Origin of the sequence: Phyllobacterium phragmitis (genome assembly GCF_002980495.1) — a bacterium.
GTDB classification, from domain to species: domain Bacteria; phylum Pseudomonadota; class Alphaproteobacteria; order Rhizobiales; family Rhizobiaceae; genus Paramesorhizobium; species Paramesorhizobium phragmitis.
The window spans coordinates 151,853-165,521 of sequence record NZ_PVBR01000004.1 but is presented as its reverse complement, the minus strand read 5'-3'; the positions used below and the strand labels follow the sequence as shown (position 1 = coordinate 165,521).

Annotated in this window: 12 protein-coding genes; 9 read left to right on the top strand and 3 right to left on the bottom strand. The window is 61.0% G+C overall.

Translation table 11 applies throughout. The features are described 5' to 3' along the window. Positions 1 to 74 precede the first annotated feature (74 nt). Positions 75 to 1,385, bottom strand: a complete 1,311-nt coding sequence (gene xylA, locus C5748_RS06770) for a xylose isomerase (RefSeq protein WP_105741176.1) — start codon at positions 1,383 to 1,385, stop codon at positions 75 to 77. Between the two features lie 73 nt (positions 1,386 to 1,458). Continuing rightward, positions 1,459 to 2,703 (bottom strand): ROK family transcriptional regulator, encoded by a 1,245-nt coding sequence (locus C5748_RS06765; RefSeq protein WP_105741175.1) that lies wholly within the window; start codon positions 2,701 to 2,703, stop codon positions 1,459 to 1,461. 216 nt (positions 2,704 to 2,919) lie between these two features. Between C5748_RS06765 and xylF the strand changes: the two genes are divergently transcribed. The 9 genes from xylF (at position 2,920) to C5748_RS06720 (ending at position 13,276) form a co-directional block, all read left to right on the top strand. Continuing rightward, positions 2,920 to 3,960, top strand: a complete 1,041-nt coding sequence (xylF, locus tag C5748_RS06760; RefSeq protein ID WP_105741174.1) for a D-xylose ABC transporter substrate-binding protein — start codon at positions 2,920 to 2,922, stop codon at positions 3,958 to 3,960. A 181-nt stretch (positions 3,961 to 4,141) separates the two neighbouring features. After that, positions 4,142 to 5,461, top strand: coding sequence for a sugar ABC transporter permease (locus C5748_RS06755; protein WP_199194727.1), 1,320 nt, complete (start codon positions 4,142 to 4,144; stop codon positions 5,459 to 5,461). A 29-nt stretch (positions 5,462 to 5,490) separates the two neighbouring features. Beyond that, positions 5,491 to 6,267 (top strand): ATP-binding cassette domain-containing protein, encoded by a 777-nt coding sequence (locus C5748_RS06750; RefSeq protein ID WP_105741173.1) that lies wholly within the window; start codon positions 5,491 to 5,493, stop codon positions 6,265 to 6,267. Between the two features lie 47 nt (positions 6,268 to 6,314). Continuing rightward, positions 6,315 to 7,370, top strand: a complete 1,056-nt coding sequence (locus C5748_RS06745; RefSeq protein ID WP_105741172.1) for a sugar phosphate isomerase/epimerase family protein — start codon at positions 6,315 to 6,317, stop codon at positions 7,368 to 7,370. A gap of 22 nt (positions 7,371 to 7,392) precedes the next feature. Beyond that, on the top strand, positions 7,393 to 8,568 hold the full coding sequence (locus tag C5748_RS06740; RefSeq protein ID WP_105741171.1) for a Gfo/Idh/MocA family protein: 1,176 nt from the start codon (positions 7,393 to 7,395) through the stop codon (positions 8,566 to 8,568). Next, complete coding sequence (locus C5748_RS06735) at positions 8,565 to 10,124, top strand: sugar ABC transporter ATP-binding protein (protein ID WP_105741170.1); 1,560 nt, start codon at positions 8,565 to 8,567, stop codon at positions 10,122 to 10,124. The genes C5748_RS06740 and C5748_RS06735 overlap by 4 nt, the downstream gene beginning before the upstream one ends. Continuing rightward, complete coding sequence (locus C5748_RS06730; RefSeq protein ID WP_105741169.1) at positions 10,121 to 11,119, top strand: ABC transporter permease; 999 nt, start codon at positions 10,121 to 10,123, stop codon at positions 11,117 to 11,119. The genes C5748_RS06735 and C5748_RS06730 overlap by 4 nt, the downstream gene beginning before the upstream one ends. Positions 11,120 to 11,235: 116 nt before the next feature. After that, the gene (locus C5748_RS06725; RefSeq protein WP_105741168.1) at positions 11,236 to 12,183 is read left to right on the top strand and encodes an ABC transporter substrate-binding protein; all 948 of its coding nucleotides are present in this window, start codon (positions 11,236 to 11,238) and stop codon (positions 12,181 to 12,183) included. A gap of 250 nt (positions 12,184 to 12,433) precedes the next feature. Further along, the gene (locus C5748_RS06720) at positions 12,434 to 13,276 is read left to right on the top strand and encodes a DUF2189 domain-containing protein (protein ID WP_105741167.1); all 843 of its coding nucleotides are present in this window, start codon (positions 12,434 to 12,436) and stop codon (positions 13,274 to 13,276) included. A gap of 40 nt (positions 13,277 to 13,316) precedes the next feature. On the opposite strand, the gene C5748_RS06715 is transcribed toward C5748_RS06720, so the two are convergent. Then, positions 13,317 to 13,667 (bottom strand): cytochrome C oxidase subunit IV family protein, encoded by a 351-nt coding sequence (locus C5748_RS06715; RefSeq protein ID WP_105741166.1) that lies wholly within the window; start codon positions 13,665 to 13,667, stop codon positions 13,317 to 13,319. Positions 13,668 to 13,669: the final 2 nt, after the last annotated feature.

Sequence of the window (13,669 nt, the reverse complement as noted above, 5' to 3'; positions counted from 1 at the left end):
ATGCCAAAGGTCTAGAAAAAGAGGGCCTGAATGTCTTCCAGGCCCTCTACTGTCAGCAAAACCGTTGCCGCGGTTCAGACGTAACGGTTGACGATATTCTCCAGATATTCCTGCCTGCCGGAGCGGGGCTTCGGCTGAAGCCCCTCGGCCTCGACGCGCGTCGAGATCTCCTCCAATGAGCGTTCGCCGGCAAGCATGGCTTTCGCCTCGGGGCTGTTCCAGCCGGCATAGCGATCCGACACGAAATCGGTCAGCGCCTTGTCCTCCATCATCTGCGCCGCCGCCTTCAGCCCGCGCGCGCATGTGTCCATCCCGCCGATATGCGCGATGATCAGATCCTGAGGGTCGAGCGATTGGCGCCTGAGCTTGGCGTCGAAATTGGTGCCGCCCGTGGTGAAGCCGCCGGCCTTCAATATCTCGTAATAGGCCAGCGCCGCCTCGGCCGCATTATTGGGGAACTGGTCCGTATCCCAGCCCGACTGATAGTCGTTGCGGTTCATATCGATCGAGCCGAGGATATCGAGGGCCGCCGCCGTCGCCAGCTCATGTTCGAAGGAATGCCCCGCCAGGATGGCATGGCCCTGCTCGAGATTGAGCTTCACTTCGTTTTCCAGCCCGAAGCGCTTGAGGAAGCCATAGACGGTCGCCGCGTCATAATCATACTGGTGCTTGGTCGGCTCCTGCGGCTTGGGCTCGATCAGGATCGTTCCCTTGAAGCCAATTTTGTGCTTGTAATCGACGACGAGGCTGAGGAAGCGCCCCATCTGGTCGAGTTCGCGCTTCATGTCGGTGTTGAGCAGGGTCTCGTATCCCTCGCGGCCACCCCACAGCACGTAATTCTCTCCGCCGAGCTTCTGCGTCACGTCCATGCAGTTCTTCACCGTGGCCGCCGCATAGGCGAAGACGTCGGGGTCCGGATTGGTCGCGGCGCCCGCCATATAGCGGCGGTTGGAGAAGAGGTTCGCCGTTCCCCAAAGGAGCTTCGTGCCGGTCGCCTGCATCTTGTCTGCGAAATAATCGGCAATTTCATGCAGCCGCCGGTTGCTTTCGGCAAGCGTTTCGCCTTCCGGGCGGACATCGGCATCGTGGAAGCAGAAATAGGGCGCGCCGAGCAGCGAGAACATTTCGAACGCCACATCCGCCTTGAGCTTCGCCGCCTCCATCGTGTCGTCGAACCACGGGCGCTCGAAGGTCTGGCCGCCGAACGGATCGCCCCCCGGCCAGACGAAGGAATGCCAATAGGCGACGGCGAAGCGCAGATGGTCCTCCAGCCGTTTGCCGAGCACGACCTCGTCGGGGTTGTAGAAGCGATAGGCCAGCGGATTCCTGCTCTCCGGCCCCTCATATTTGATCGTCTTGATATCGCCGAAAAACCCGGTGCTCATGTTTATATTCCTCCTATGGCTGATGGATTGCGGCGGGCCCGCCGTCTATGTGCCCAAGATTTCAATAATGTTCCTATGCCGCGCTGGTCTGGGAGAATCCGCGTGCCTCGCCGCCCGAAAATACATCCGCATCCAGATGCAAGAGCGATGTCATCGCGCAGCCTTGAAGGATCAGGGGATGCTCCTCCGGGTAACACCGTATCGCCAGCTCCTGCGCCCCGTCCCAGCCGGCGGAGCCGGAGATCGCGTTGCGGATTTCCGGCTCGATCAGGTCGAAGACCCTGGCGCCTGGACCAACCAGAGCGATCGGCACCGGATCGATCAGGGAGAACAGATTGTTGAGGCCGAAGCCGATGGCGCGGCCGGCCGTATGGAACGCTTCACGCTCTATCCCGGCCGTCTCCCGTGCCTGCTCCGCAAGCTCGGTGAAAACCTTGGCGTCGATGCTGAATGCCGGCGGCGCGGTATCGGGCATGCCCATGGCGTTCCGCCATATGGCGTAATCACCGGCATAGGCCTCTATGCATCCGCGCCGGCCGCAGCGGCACAGTGCGCCATAGGGAATATGCGCCATATGGCCGAATTCCGCCGCCGATGAATGGGAGCCGGAAAAGGGCTTGCCCTTCAGATAAAGGCCCATGCCGATGCCGTAGGACAGCAATATGGCGGCGAAATCGCCGCTGTAATGATCGGGATCCGTCCAGCGCAACGCCTCGGCGAGCATCGTGCAATCATTGGCCAGCGCCACCGGCACGCCGAAGGCGCGCGTCAGCGCCGGGCCGAAGCCGATGTTTCGCTCACGGATGATCGGCGCCCACAGCATCTTCTCGCCGGCGGCATCGGTGACGCCTTGCACGGACATGGAGATATGCATGAGCTTGCCGCCGCTGCCGGCGCCGGATTGCACTTGCTGGCGCAGCATTGCGCTGATCTCGGCTAGAAGGTCACGACCCGTTGCCGGCCATGTCGGCAGGTCGGCGATCTGCTCGGCGATGGTGCCGCCGGCATAATCGACCAGGGCGACCGTGATGCTGTTGAGCGAAAGATTGACGACGCCGACCTTGGCGATATCGGGGTTGGGCATGAGACTGACCTGCGGCCGGCCGCGCCGCACCGTGCTGCCATCGCTGTCACGGTTTTCCAGCAGAACCCCTTCCGAAACCAGCGCCGCCACGATGGCCGAAACGGTCGAGGCGCTCAAGCCGGTCATACCGGTGAGGTCGGTCCGGGAAAGCGCGCCTCTGCGTCTTACGGCGGTGAGAACCAGCCTGCGGTTCTGTCGGCGCACATCGTCCGAGCGTGCGATCGCTCCAGCCAAAGCGTTCCTCCCTCCCTCGTCTTTTTCGCTGCGACGCAAAATTATTGTTGCATTGCAACAGCTTAAGCTCCTCACTTTCGATGTTGACATGGAAAGGAATTTTAGTCACTATTTTTTTCGAGCCTCGAAATAAAAGGCTGGCCTGCCAATGGAGGGGCAGGGAATGATCGTACCTGATCATGTTTTATAGTGCTGGGTGCACTGGGGAGGAATGTCATGAAGAAATTTGCAGCAGCTCTCGCGGGCGCGGTGTTTGCCGTGTCTTTCGCGGGCCCCGTTTTCGCCAAGGACAAGATCATCGGCGTATCCTGGTCGAATTTCCAGGAGGAACGCTGGAAGACCGATGAAACGGCGATCAAGGCCGCGCTTGAGGCCAATGGCGATAAATACATCTCTGCCGACGCACAATCATCGGCGGCAAAACAGCTGACCGATGTCGAAAGCCTCATCGCGCAAGGCGCCAATGCGCTGATCATCCTTGCGCAGGATTCGGGCGCGATCGGTCCGGCGGTGGAAAAGGCCACAGACGAAGGCATTCCGGTCATCGGCTATGATCGTCTGATCGAAAACAAGGATGCCTTCTACATTACCTTCGACAATAAGGAAGTCGGCCGCATGCAGGCGCGCGCCGTCTTTGCGGTCAAGCCCGAGGGCAATTATGCCTTCATCAAGGGCAACGCTGCCGATCCCAATGCGGATTTCCTGTTTGCCGGACAGATGGAAGTGCTGGAAGATGCGATCGACGCCGGCAAGATCAAGAATGTCGGCGAGGCCTATACCGATGGCTGGCTGCCCGCCAACGCGCAGAAGAACATGGAGCAGATCCTGACCGCCAACAACAACGATGTGGATGCGGTCGTGGCTTCCAATGACGGCACGGCGGGCGGTGCGATCGCCGCACTTTCCGCGCAGGGGCTTGCCGGCTCCGTGCCGGTGTCCGGCCAGGATGCGGATTTTGCGGCGCTCAACCGCATCGCGCTCGGCACGCAGACCGTCTCGGTCTGGAAGGATAGCCGGGAACTCGGAAAGAATGCTGCGATGATCGCTTCCGAGCTGGCCGATGGCAAGAAGATGGATGAAATCTCCGGCGTGCAGAAATTCAGCGGCGGTCCCGAGGGAATCGAGATGAATTCCATCTTCCTCAAGCCCGTGCCGATCACCAAGGACAATCTCGATCTTGTCATTGATGCCGGCTGGGTGACGAAGGATGTCGTCTGCCAGGGCGTTGCCGCCGGTTCCGTGGCTGCGTGCAACTGAGAATGTAACTGAGGACGGCAAATGCCGCGGCTTGCAGCGCCATGCATTCATCGGGATGCATTGACGCTGTAAGTTTTTCAACCGGCGCATCGTGCGGTCCGAAAGCCGCAGCGGGTTTTCGGACCGATGCGCCAGAAGTCGCGGCGTTTCCTGATTGTCCGCAGCCCGTGGGAGGGGCAGCATGAGCGAGATTGCGAGCACTGGGTCCAACTCGACCGACGGGGCTCGATCGGCTGAACTCGGCATTGTCGCGCGATTCTTCAAGGCGACGGAACTCGATGTCCGCCTCCTTGGCATGATCTTCGCGCTCCTGATCATCTGGATCACCTTCCATGTCCTCTCCGGCGGACTGTTTCTGACACCGCGCAATCTGTGGAACCTGTCTGTCCAGACGGCGTCCATCGCGGTTATGGCGACCGGCATGGTTCTGGTCATCGTTACCCGCAACATCGATCTCTCCGTCGGATCCATTCTCGGCTTCGTCGGCATGATCATGGGCGTGGCGCAGACGGAATGGCTGCCGCCGCTCCTGGGCTTCGGCAACCCGTTCACATGGATCATCGTGCTCGCGCTTGGCATGGTCGTCGGCGCTGCCATCGGCGGCCTTCAGGGCTTCATCATCGCATTCCTCGGCGTCCCCTCCTTCATCGTCACGCTCGGCGGGCTTCTCGTCTGGCGCGGCGCCGCCTGGTGGGTCACATCAGGGCGCACCGTCGCGCCGATGGATGCCACCTTCCGCTTGATGGGCGGCGGTCCCGGCGGGTCGATCGGAGCGGTGTGGAGCTGGGTGGTTGCTGCGATCGCCTGTCTCGGCATCATCGGCCTCATCGTCAATGCGCGGCGGCAGCGCAAACGCTTCAATTTTCCCAGCCGCCCGATATGGGCTGAAATATTGCTGGCGGTGGTGGGAAGCGCGCTGGTTCTGGGCGCGGTGATGATCGCCAATTCCTATCCCTGGCCGACGGGCATCGTCAGAAGATATGCCGAGGAACACAATATCGTCGTTCCCGAAGGCGGCCTCTTTATCGCGCATGGCATCGCCATTCCCGTGCTCATTGCCATTGCTGTCGGCATCGTCATGACATTCGTGACCACGCGCACGCGGTTCGGCCGCTATATCTTCGCGCTCGGCGGCAACCCGGAAGCAGCCGAACTGGCCGGCATCAACACCAAATGGGTGATCATGAAGATCTTCATGCTGATGGGCGTTCTCTGCGCCATTTCAGCCGCCATCTCCACCGCCCGCCTCAACGCCGCCACCAACGCGCAAGGCACGCTTGACGAACTCCTGACGATCGCTGCGGCCGTCATCGGCGGCACGTCGCTTGGCGGAGGCGTCGGCACGATCGCAGGCGCCATGCTCGGCGCGGTGACGATGCAATCCCTGTCGTCGGGCATGGTGCTGCTCGGTCTCGATACACCGCTGCAGAACATCATCGTCGGCATCGTGCTGGTCATCGCCGTCTGGCTTGATACGATGTATCGTCGCCGCGTTTCATGAGCCGCGGAAATGAGAATGGGGAGGAGAACATGAGCAACACGCCTCTCGTGGAGATGGAGAATATCTCGATCGCCTTCGGCGGCATCCGCGCCGTCGACGATGCGTCAGCGGATCTTCATGCCGGCGAAGTGGTGGCGCTGCTCGGGCACAATGGCGCGGGCAAATCGACGCTGATCAAGATCCTCTCCGGCGCTTACAGGCGCGACAGCGGAACGATCCGGATGAATGGCGAAGAGGCGGTCATCAACAATCCGCGCGATGCCAAGGCCTATGGCATCGAAACGATCTACCAGACGCTGGCGCTCGCCGATAATGTCGACACGGCCGCCAATCTCTATCTCGGCCGCGAGATCATGACCCCGTGGGGCACGCTCGACGATGTGGCGATGGAGGCGAGGGCGCGCGAGGTGATGGGCCGCCTCAATCCCCGTTTTGAGCGCTTCAAGGACCCGGTGAAGGCACTGTCCGGCGGCCAGCGCCAATCGGTGGCGATCGCCCGCGCCATCCTTTTCAATGCCCGCATCCTGATCATGGACGAGCCGACGGCGGCGCTCGGACCTCAGGAAACGGCGCAGGTCGGCGAACTCATCGAGCAGTTGAAGAGCGAAGGCATCGGTATCTTCCTGATCAGTCACGACATCCATGACGTGTTCCACCTGGCCGACCGCGTGATGGTCATGAAGAATGGCCGTGTCGTCGGCACGGCCAGGGTGACGGATGTGACAGAGGACGAGATTCTCGGCATGATCATCCTCGGGAAATGTCCGCCGGGGGCCGTTCCCGGGCCCGGCGCCATGAATGTCTGACCCTACTCGCACCAGCCAGTTTGCAGATCGAGAATAAGGAGAAGATCATGAAGACCATCAAGGGACCGGCCATTTTCCTGGCGCAGTTCGCGGGCGATGCCGCACCTTTCAATTCATTCGATTCCATCTGCAAATGGGCTGCTTCGCTGGGCTATAAGGGCGTTCAGATTCCCACATGGGATGCGCGTCTCTTCGATCTGGAAAAGGCGTCGGATTCCAAGGATTACTGCGATGAGATAAAAGGCGTGGCGGCTAGCCACGGCCTGGAGATCACCGAGTTGTCCACGCATCTGCAGGGACAGCTCGTCGCGGTCCATCCGGCCTATGATATCGCCTTCGACGGTTTCGCCGCGCCCGCGGTCCGGGGTGATCCCAAGGCCCGCACCGAATGGGCCATCGACCAGGTTCGCCGCGCACTCAGGGCATCGAAACATTTCGGGCTGACGGCGCACGCTACCTTCTCCGGCGCGCTGGCCTGGCCTTATGTCTATCCCTGGCCGCAGCGCCCCGCCGGTCTTGTCGAGACCGCATTCGATGAACTGGCAAGACGCTGGCATCCCATCCTCGATTATGCCGAGGAGAACGGCGTCGATATCTGCTATGAGATCCATCCGGGAGAGGATCTGCACGACGGCATTTCCTATGAGATGTTTCTCGATCGTGTGAAGAACCACGCCAGAGCGAACCTGCTCTACGACCCCTCGCATTTCGTGCTGCAGCAGCTCGATTATCTCGATTATATCGACATCTATCACGAGCGGATCAAAGCTTTCCACGTCAAGGACGCCGAGTTCAATCCGACCGGCCGCCAGGGTGTTTATGGCGGGTTCCAGAATTGGGTGAACCGGGCCGGCCGTTTCCGTTCGCTCGGCGATGGCCAGGTCGATTTCGGCGCGATCTTTTCGAAGCTCACCGCCTATGACTTTGCCAGCTGGGCGGTGCTCGAATGGGAGTGCGCCTTGAAGCACCCGGAAGACGGCGCGCGCGAAGGCGCGGAATTCATTCAGGCTCATATCATCCGCGTCACCGAACATGCATTCGACGATTTTGCCGGTGCGGGCACCGATGATGCCGCCAACCGCAAGATGCTCGGCCTGCTGTAAAGACTTGGAAGGAATTTAACTCATGGCGATTGAAGCAAGCAGGCAGGAACAGAATGCGGAGCGGATCCGTCTCGGCATGGTCGGCGGCGGCCAGGGCGCGTTTATCGGCGCGGTGCACCGCATCGCCTCGCGTATCGATGACCAGTACGAACTCGTGGCCGGCGCCCTTTCGTCCGACCCGGCGCGCGCCCGTGCGTCCGCGCTGGAACTCGGTATCGCACCAGACCGCGCCTATGGCTCGTTCGAGGAGATGGCGAAGGCCGAGGCCGCACGGCCCGACGGCATCGAGGCGGTCGCCATCGTCACGCCCAACCACATGCATGCCCCGGCGGCAAAGGCCTTCCTCGAAGCAGGCATCCACGTCATCTGCGACAAGCCGCTGACGCTCGATGTCGAGGAGGCGAAGGAACTCGTCGATCTCGTCGACAGGACGGGCAAGGTGTTTGCCGTCACCCACAACTATACCGGCTATCCCATGATCCGCCAGGCCCGCGCCATGGTCGAGAAGGGCGAGCTCGGCGATATCCGGCTGGTCCAGGCCGAATATCCGCAGGACTGGCTCACCGAACGGGCCGAGGCATCAGGCAGCAAGCAGGCCGAATGGCGCACCGATCCCAAGCGGTCCGGCGCCGGCGGCTGCATCGGCGATATCGGCACGCATGCCTATAATCTCGCCTGCTTCGTGACCGGGCTGCAGCTTGACGAACTCCTGGCCCAGCTCACCACCTTTGTCGAAGGCAGGCTTCTCGACGACGACGTCCAGATCATGCTCCGCTTCAAGGGCGGCGCGCGGGGCTTGCTCTGGGCGAGCCAGGTGGCGGTGGGCCATGAGAACGGCCTGAAATTGCGCGTCTACGGGACCAAAGGCGGGCTTGAATGGACGCAGGCCGATCCGAACTATCTCTGGTTCACCCGTTTCGGCGAGCCGAAGCAACTTCTCACACGCGGGGGCGCGGGTGCCTGGCCGGAAGCGACGCGGGTCACCCGCGTTCCAGCTGGGCACCCGGAAGGTTACCTGGAAGGTTTCGCCAATATCTATGCGGAAGCCGCGCGTGCCATTCAGGCTGCCCGCAGCGGCAGCAAGCCGGATGATGCGGTCATCTTCCCGACGGTCCGGGACGGTCTCGCCGGCATGCAGTTCATCGAGGCGGCAGTCGCTTCTTCCAAGGCCGGCAATATCTGGACCAAAGTCGGATGAGCGAGATACCTCCCCCTTCGCCGGTCGATCCGCCGGCAGCAAAGACCTTGCTTGAGACCGAAGGCATTTCGAAATCCTTCGGACCTGTCGAGGTGTTGCGGGACATCGGCCTTCGGCTGGCGCCGGGGGAAGTCCACGCAATCATCGGCGAAAATGGCGCCGGCAAGTCGACATTGATGAAAATCCTTTCGGGCCATCTCGCGCCGTCGAAAGGCACGCTGAAGGTCAATGGGGAACAGATCACCTTCACCGGCCCGGTCGATGCCGAAGAGCGCGGCATCGTCCTCGTCCATCAGGAAATCCTGCTGGCGCCGGATCTGACGGTGGCGCAGAATATCTATCTCGGGCGCGAGCTTCGTAAAGGCATCGTGCTTGACGAGCGGGCCATGGCGGAAGGCGCGTATCGCGCCGTTCTCGATCTCGGCGCCGACATCGATCCGGCGACGGTGGTCAACCGTCTTTCGATCGCCCAGCGCCAGCTCGTCCAGATCGCCCGGGCCTTGCTGGTTCCCCACCAGATCGTCATTTTCGACGAACCGACGGCCTCGCTGACCCCTGTCGAGACCAAAGCCCTGCTCAAGGTGATCAGCGCCATAAAAGCGAAAAACGCCGCGATCCTTTATATTTCCCATCGGCTGCCCGAGGTGAAGACCATCGCCGATCGCGTCACGGTCCTCCGTGACGGGAATTTGGTCGGCACCTATGAAGCCGCCGATCTCGAGCCGATGGATATGGCCCGGTTGATGGTCGGTCGCGATGTCTCGAAACTCTATCCAGAGCGCGCCGGAGCGAAGGCGGGCGAAACCGTTCTCGAAGTCGAGAATATGAATGTGCCGGGCTTTGCCAGGAATGCCGGCTTTTCGCTCAAGCACGGAGAAATCCTCGGTTTTGCCGGCCTCATCGGTGCCGGACGGACGGAGCTCTTGGAAGGCGTTCTGGGGCTCAGGCCGGCCCAGGGAACGGTCCGCCTCAACGGCAATCCGGTACATTTCAAGGATGCCAGGCAGAGCATGCAGGCGGGCATCGTCTATCTGAGCGAGGACCGCAAGGGCAAGGGGCTTCTGCTCGGGCAAAATCTCAAGATCAATCTCACTTTGGCCGGTCTCGACAAATTCGTGCGCGGTATATTGATCGACCGCAAGCGCGAGGATCGGGCGCTTGATGAGGCGATCCGCGATTTCGATATCCGCACGGGCAACCGCGATCTTCTCGCCGGCCAGCTTTCCGGTGGAAACCAGCAGAAGCTGCTGCTTGCCAAGATGATGCTGCTCGGCCCCAAGATCGTCGTTATCGACGAGCCGACGCGCGGCATCGATATCGGCACCAAGGAGCAGATCTATAAATTCATCACCGGCCTTGCGGCTGAGGGAAAATCCGTCATCGTCATCTCGTCGGAAATGCCGGAGCTGATCGGCGTTTGCGACCGTATCATCGTGATGCGCAATGGCGAAATCGCCGGTGAGGTTTCAGGTGAACACATGACGGAAGCCGAGATCGTCGTGCTTGCAACCGGCGCGACAAAGAGGGAGGCCGCCCTGGTGGCGGAAACTGCATGAGCAACACGACGGTAGTGCAAACCCGGAGACGATCCATAAGCGATATCGATCTGCGGGCCGTTGCCCCTTTCGTTGCGCTGGCGGTGCTGTTCGGGTTCGGCGCCATGGTCAATCCGAATTTTCTCGGGCTCGACAATCTCACGAACGTCGTCACGCGCAGCGCCTTCATAGCGATCATCGCGGTAGGTGCGACCTTCGTCATTTCGGCGGGCGGGCTCGACCTTTCCGTGGGCTCCATGTCGGCTTTCGTCGCCGGCACGATGATCCTCTTCCTCAACAGCGGCGCCGTTTCCGGGGATACCGGGATGATCGCCACGGCCATGCTGCTGGCGCTTGCCACCGGCGCGCTGTGTGGGCTCGCCAACGGGCTGATCACCACATTGGGCCGCATTGAGCCGTTCATCGTGACGCTCGGCACGATGGGCATCTTCCGGGCGCTGACGATCTACCTGGCGGAGGGCGGGTCCATCGCCATCAAATCGCAGGAATTGCGCGCGGCCTACCGGCCGATCTATTTCAGTGATGTGCTGGGGGTGCCGATACCCGTCATCATGATCCTGGTGGTGGCGGCGCTCGGCGCCTTCATTCTCTACCGGACCCGCTTTGGCCGCCACGTCACGGCAGTGGGCTCCAACGAGGAAGTGGCCCGTTATTCCGGCATTTCCGTCAATCGGGTGCGCACATTGACCTATGTCATTCAGGGCGTTTGCGTCGCTATCGCCGTGTTGATCTATGTGCCGCGGCTTGGCGCTGCGACGGCGACGACGGGGCTGTTGTGGGAGTTGCAGGCGATTACGGCAGTGGTCATCGGCGGCACCGCCTTGCGCGGCGGGGTCGGGCGCATCTGGGGCACGATCTGCGGCGCGCTGATATTGGAACTGGTCGGCAATATCATGGTACTCTCCGATCTCGTCAGCGAATATCTCATCGGTGCTGTCCAGGGGTCGATCATCATCATTGCCATGCTGATACAGCGCTCGCTCGGGCGTCGATGAGGAAGATTGATTCGAGTGCGGTCGCGGGCGAGATATTGCGACCTAATTCGTGGAGGAGAGGCGGCGAGGGGGCCGGCCGCCATTCGTGAGAGAGGCCTCGTTAGGGAGAGAGTGACATGAAAAGTATGTTGATGGGTTTAGCCGCCTTCGCGCTTGCGTCGGCGGCGACCGCGGTCCAGGCACAGGAGAGGCAGGTCAACATGGCCGTTTCCATTCCGGCCGCCGACCATGGCTGGACCGGTGGTGTCGTCTATCACGCCGAACGCGCGAAAAAGACGTTGGAAGCCCGTTATCCCGGGCTGAAGATCACGGTGAAGACATCGCCCGACGGCGCCACCCAGGCAAATGCGCTGGAGGATCTGACCGCACAGGGCATCGACGCGCTGGTGACGCTGCCGCACAATTCCGATGAACTGACCGATCCGATCCGGCAGGTCAAGGAAAAGGGCGTCTTCGTCACCGTCGTCGACCGGGCCTTGTCCGATCCGACGATCCAGGATCTCTATGTGGCGGGCAACAATCCTGAGCTCGGCCGCGTCGCTGGCGAATACATCAAGAAGGAGCTTGGCGGTAAGGGCGATATCGTCGTCATCCGCGGTCTGCCCATCGTCATTGATGAGGAACGCCAGAAGGGTTTTGACGAGGGGATCAAGGGAAGCGATATCAAGGTGCTCGATCGCCAGTTCGGCAACTGGTCGCGCGACGATGCGTTCAAGGTGATGCAGGACTATCTCGCCAAATACAAGAAGATCGATGCCGTCTGGTGCCAGGATGACGACATGGCGGTCGGCGTTCTCGAGGCGATCCAGCAGGCCGACCGCACCGATATCAAATTCGTCGTCGGCGGCGCCGGCATGAAGGAAATGATCAAGCGCGTCGCCGATGGCGATAGCATGATCCCGGTCGATGTCCTGTATCCGCCGGCAATGATCGCGACCGCCATGGAGCTGACGGCTGGCAATTTTTATGATCAGGTGCCGGTGCGCGGCAGCTATATCCTCGATGCCACGCTGGTGACGAAGGAAAACGCCCAGGAATTCTATTTCCCGGATTCGCCATTCTGATCTGATTGCCATGATCTGATTACCGGAATGCGGGGCTTCGCCTGGAAGTCCCGCATTCCCCACCACGCTCTTCTACCCGGTTTTCGATCGGATGCCCGCCGGCGCAATCAGCTTTGCAAGCTCGTCTCTGGCAAAACATCGCCGATTGTCGTATGTTTATCCCACGTGCAGATTTCGGTCCCATGGCTCCGGTCTCGTGCGGTGCCGCTGGCGACCTGTTCCGCTCTGAACGAGATTGGGAGAAACAGCCATGGCCCATTTTCATGTCATCGCCGGTGCAAGTGAGACCCCTGCGTTTCCCCAGGTGCGCCGGATCGGCGTCTCGGATGTTGTTGCCGTTCTTCGCCAGGGGCTTGATGATTTTTGGGACAAGCCGTCGCATTACGTCTTTCTCTGCCTGATTTATCCCATCGCCGGTCTCGTCATTGCCCGGTGGACGTCAGGTGCCAATACCCTGCCGCTCCTCTACCCGCTGATGTCCGGTTTTGCCTTGCTCGGGCCACTCGCGGCGATCGGTCTTTATGAGATCAGCCGCCGGCGGGAACTCGGGCTCGACACCTCCTGGCGGTATGCCTTTGATGTGGTGCGCTCTCCGGCCATTCCTTCCATCATGGCTGTGGCCGCTCTGCTTTTTGCCATTTTCATCGCCTGGCTTCTCACGGCGCAAGCACTTTACGGGAATCTGTTCGGTCCCATGGCGGCCGATACGATCAGCGGATTCCTCCGTCAGGTTTTCGCCACGGAACAAGGCTTGAGGCTGATCGTGTGGGGCAATCTCATCGGCTTCGTCTTCGCCGTCGTGGTGCTTTGCACGACCGTCGTCACATTTCCCCTGCTGCTCGATCGCGATGTTGGCGCGCTGGTGGCGGTCTGGACGTCGATCAAGACCGTGCTGGTAAATCCCGTCGCCATGGCGCTTTGGGGATTGATCGTCGCAGCCCTGCTCGTGGTCGGCTTCGTGACGTTGTTCGCCGGTCTTGCGGTTGTGATACCGGTGCTCGGACATGCGACCTGGCATCTCTATCGCCGGGTCGTGGCGCCTGAAGCTTCGATGCAGGCAAGGAAGAAGGCGGGCGGCCGCGCTGCCGCCTGAACATCTCTTCGCATGAAAGTGCGGCGCTACAGCTCTCTTCTCATGGCGCCGCACTGAAGAACATCGTTCGCGTCAGGACGGTATAGTTCGATTCCGACACCATCATCGCCACGAATACCAGCACCAGCACAGGGGGAAGCAGCATGGCGTAGACGAGCGCCAGCCTCTCCCAGGCCATGTGCATGAATATCGCGACGATCAGTCCCGCCTTCAGCATCATGAAAATGAGGATCAGCGACCATCTCAGATAACCGTGGAGCCCGATATAGTCGACGAGATAGGAGAAGGCGCTGAGAATGAAGAGCAAACCCCAGACCATGAGATAGAGCTTGATCGGATGCTGCTGCTGTTCGCCCTGCGCGGCATGTGTTGTGGTTTGCGTTTGCGCCATGG

Coding starts and splice junctions, on each gene's coding strand:
- xylA (WP_105741176.1), bottom strand. CDS start 1,385: ATGAGCACCGGGTTTTTCGGCGATATCAAGACGATCAAATATGAGGGG.
- C5748_RS06750 (WP_105741173.1), top strand. CDS start 5,491: ATGAGCAACACGCCTCTCGTGGAGATGGAGAATATCTCGATCGCCTTC.
- xylF (WP_105741174.1), top strand. CDS start 2,920: ATGAAGAAATTTGCAGCAGCTCTCGCGGGCGCGGTGTTTGCCGTGTCT.
- C5748_RS06720 (WP_105741167.1), top strand. CDS start 12,434: ATGGCCCATTTTCATGTCATCGCCGGTGCAAGTGAGACCCCTGCGTTT.
- C5748_RS06745 (WP_105741172.1), top strand. CDS start 6,315: ATGAAGACCATCAAGGGACCGGCCATTTTCCTGGCGCAGTTCGCGGGC.
- C5748_RS06730 (WP_105741169.1), top strand. CDS start 10,121: ATGAGCAACACGACGGTAGTGCAAACCCGGAGACGATCCATAAGCGAT.
- C5748_RS06725 (WP_105741168.1), top strand. CDS start 11,236: ATGAAAAGTATGTTGATGGGTTTAGCCGCCTTCGCGCTTGCGTCGGCG.
- C5748_RS06715 (WP_105741166.1), bottom strand. CDS start 13,667: ATGGCGCAAACGCAAACCACAACACATGCCGCGCAGGGCGAACAGCAG.
- C5748_RS06740 (WP_105741171.1), top strand. CDS start 7,393: ATGGCGATTGAAGCAAGCAGGCAGGAACAGAATGCGGAGCGGATCCGT.
- C5748_RS06755 (WP_199194727.1), top strand. CDS start 4,142: ATGAGCGAGATTGCGAGCACTGGGTCCAACTCGACCGACGGGGCTCGA.
- C5748_RS06735 (WP_105741170.1), top strand. CDS start 8,565: ATGAGCGAGATACCTCCCCCTTCGCCGGTCGATCCGCCGGCAGCAAAG.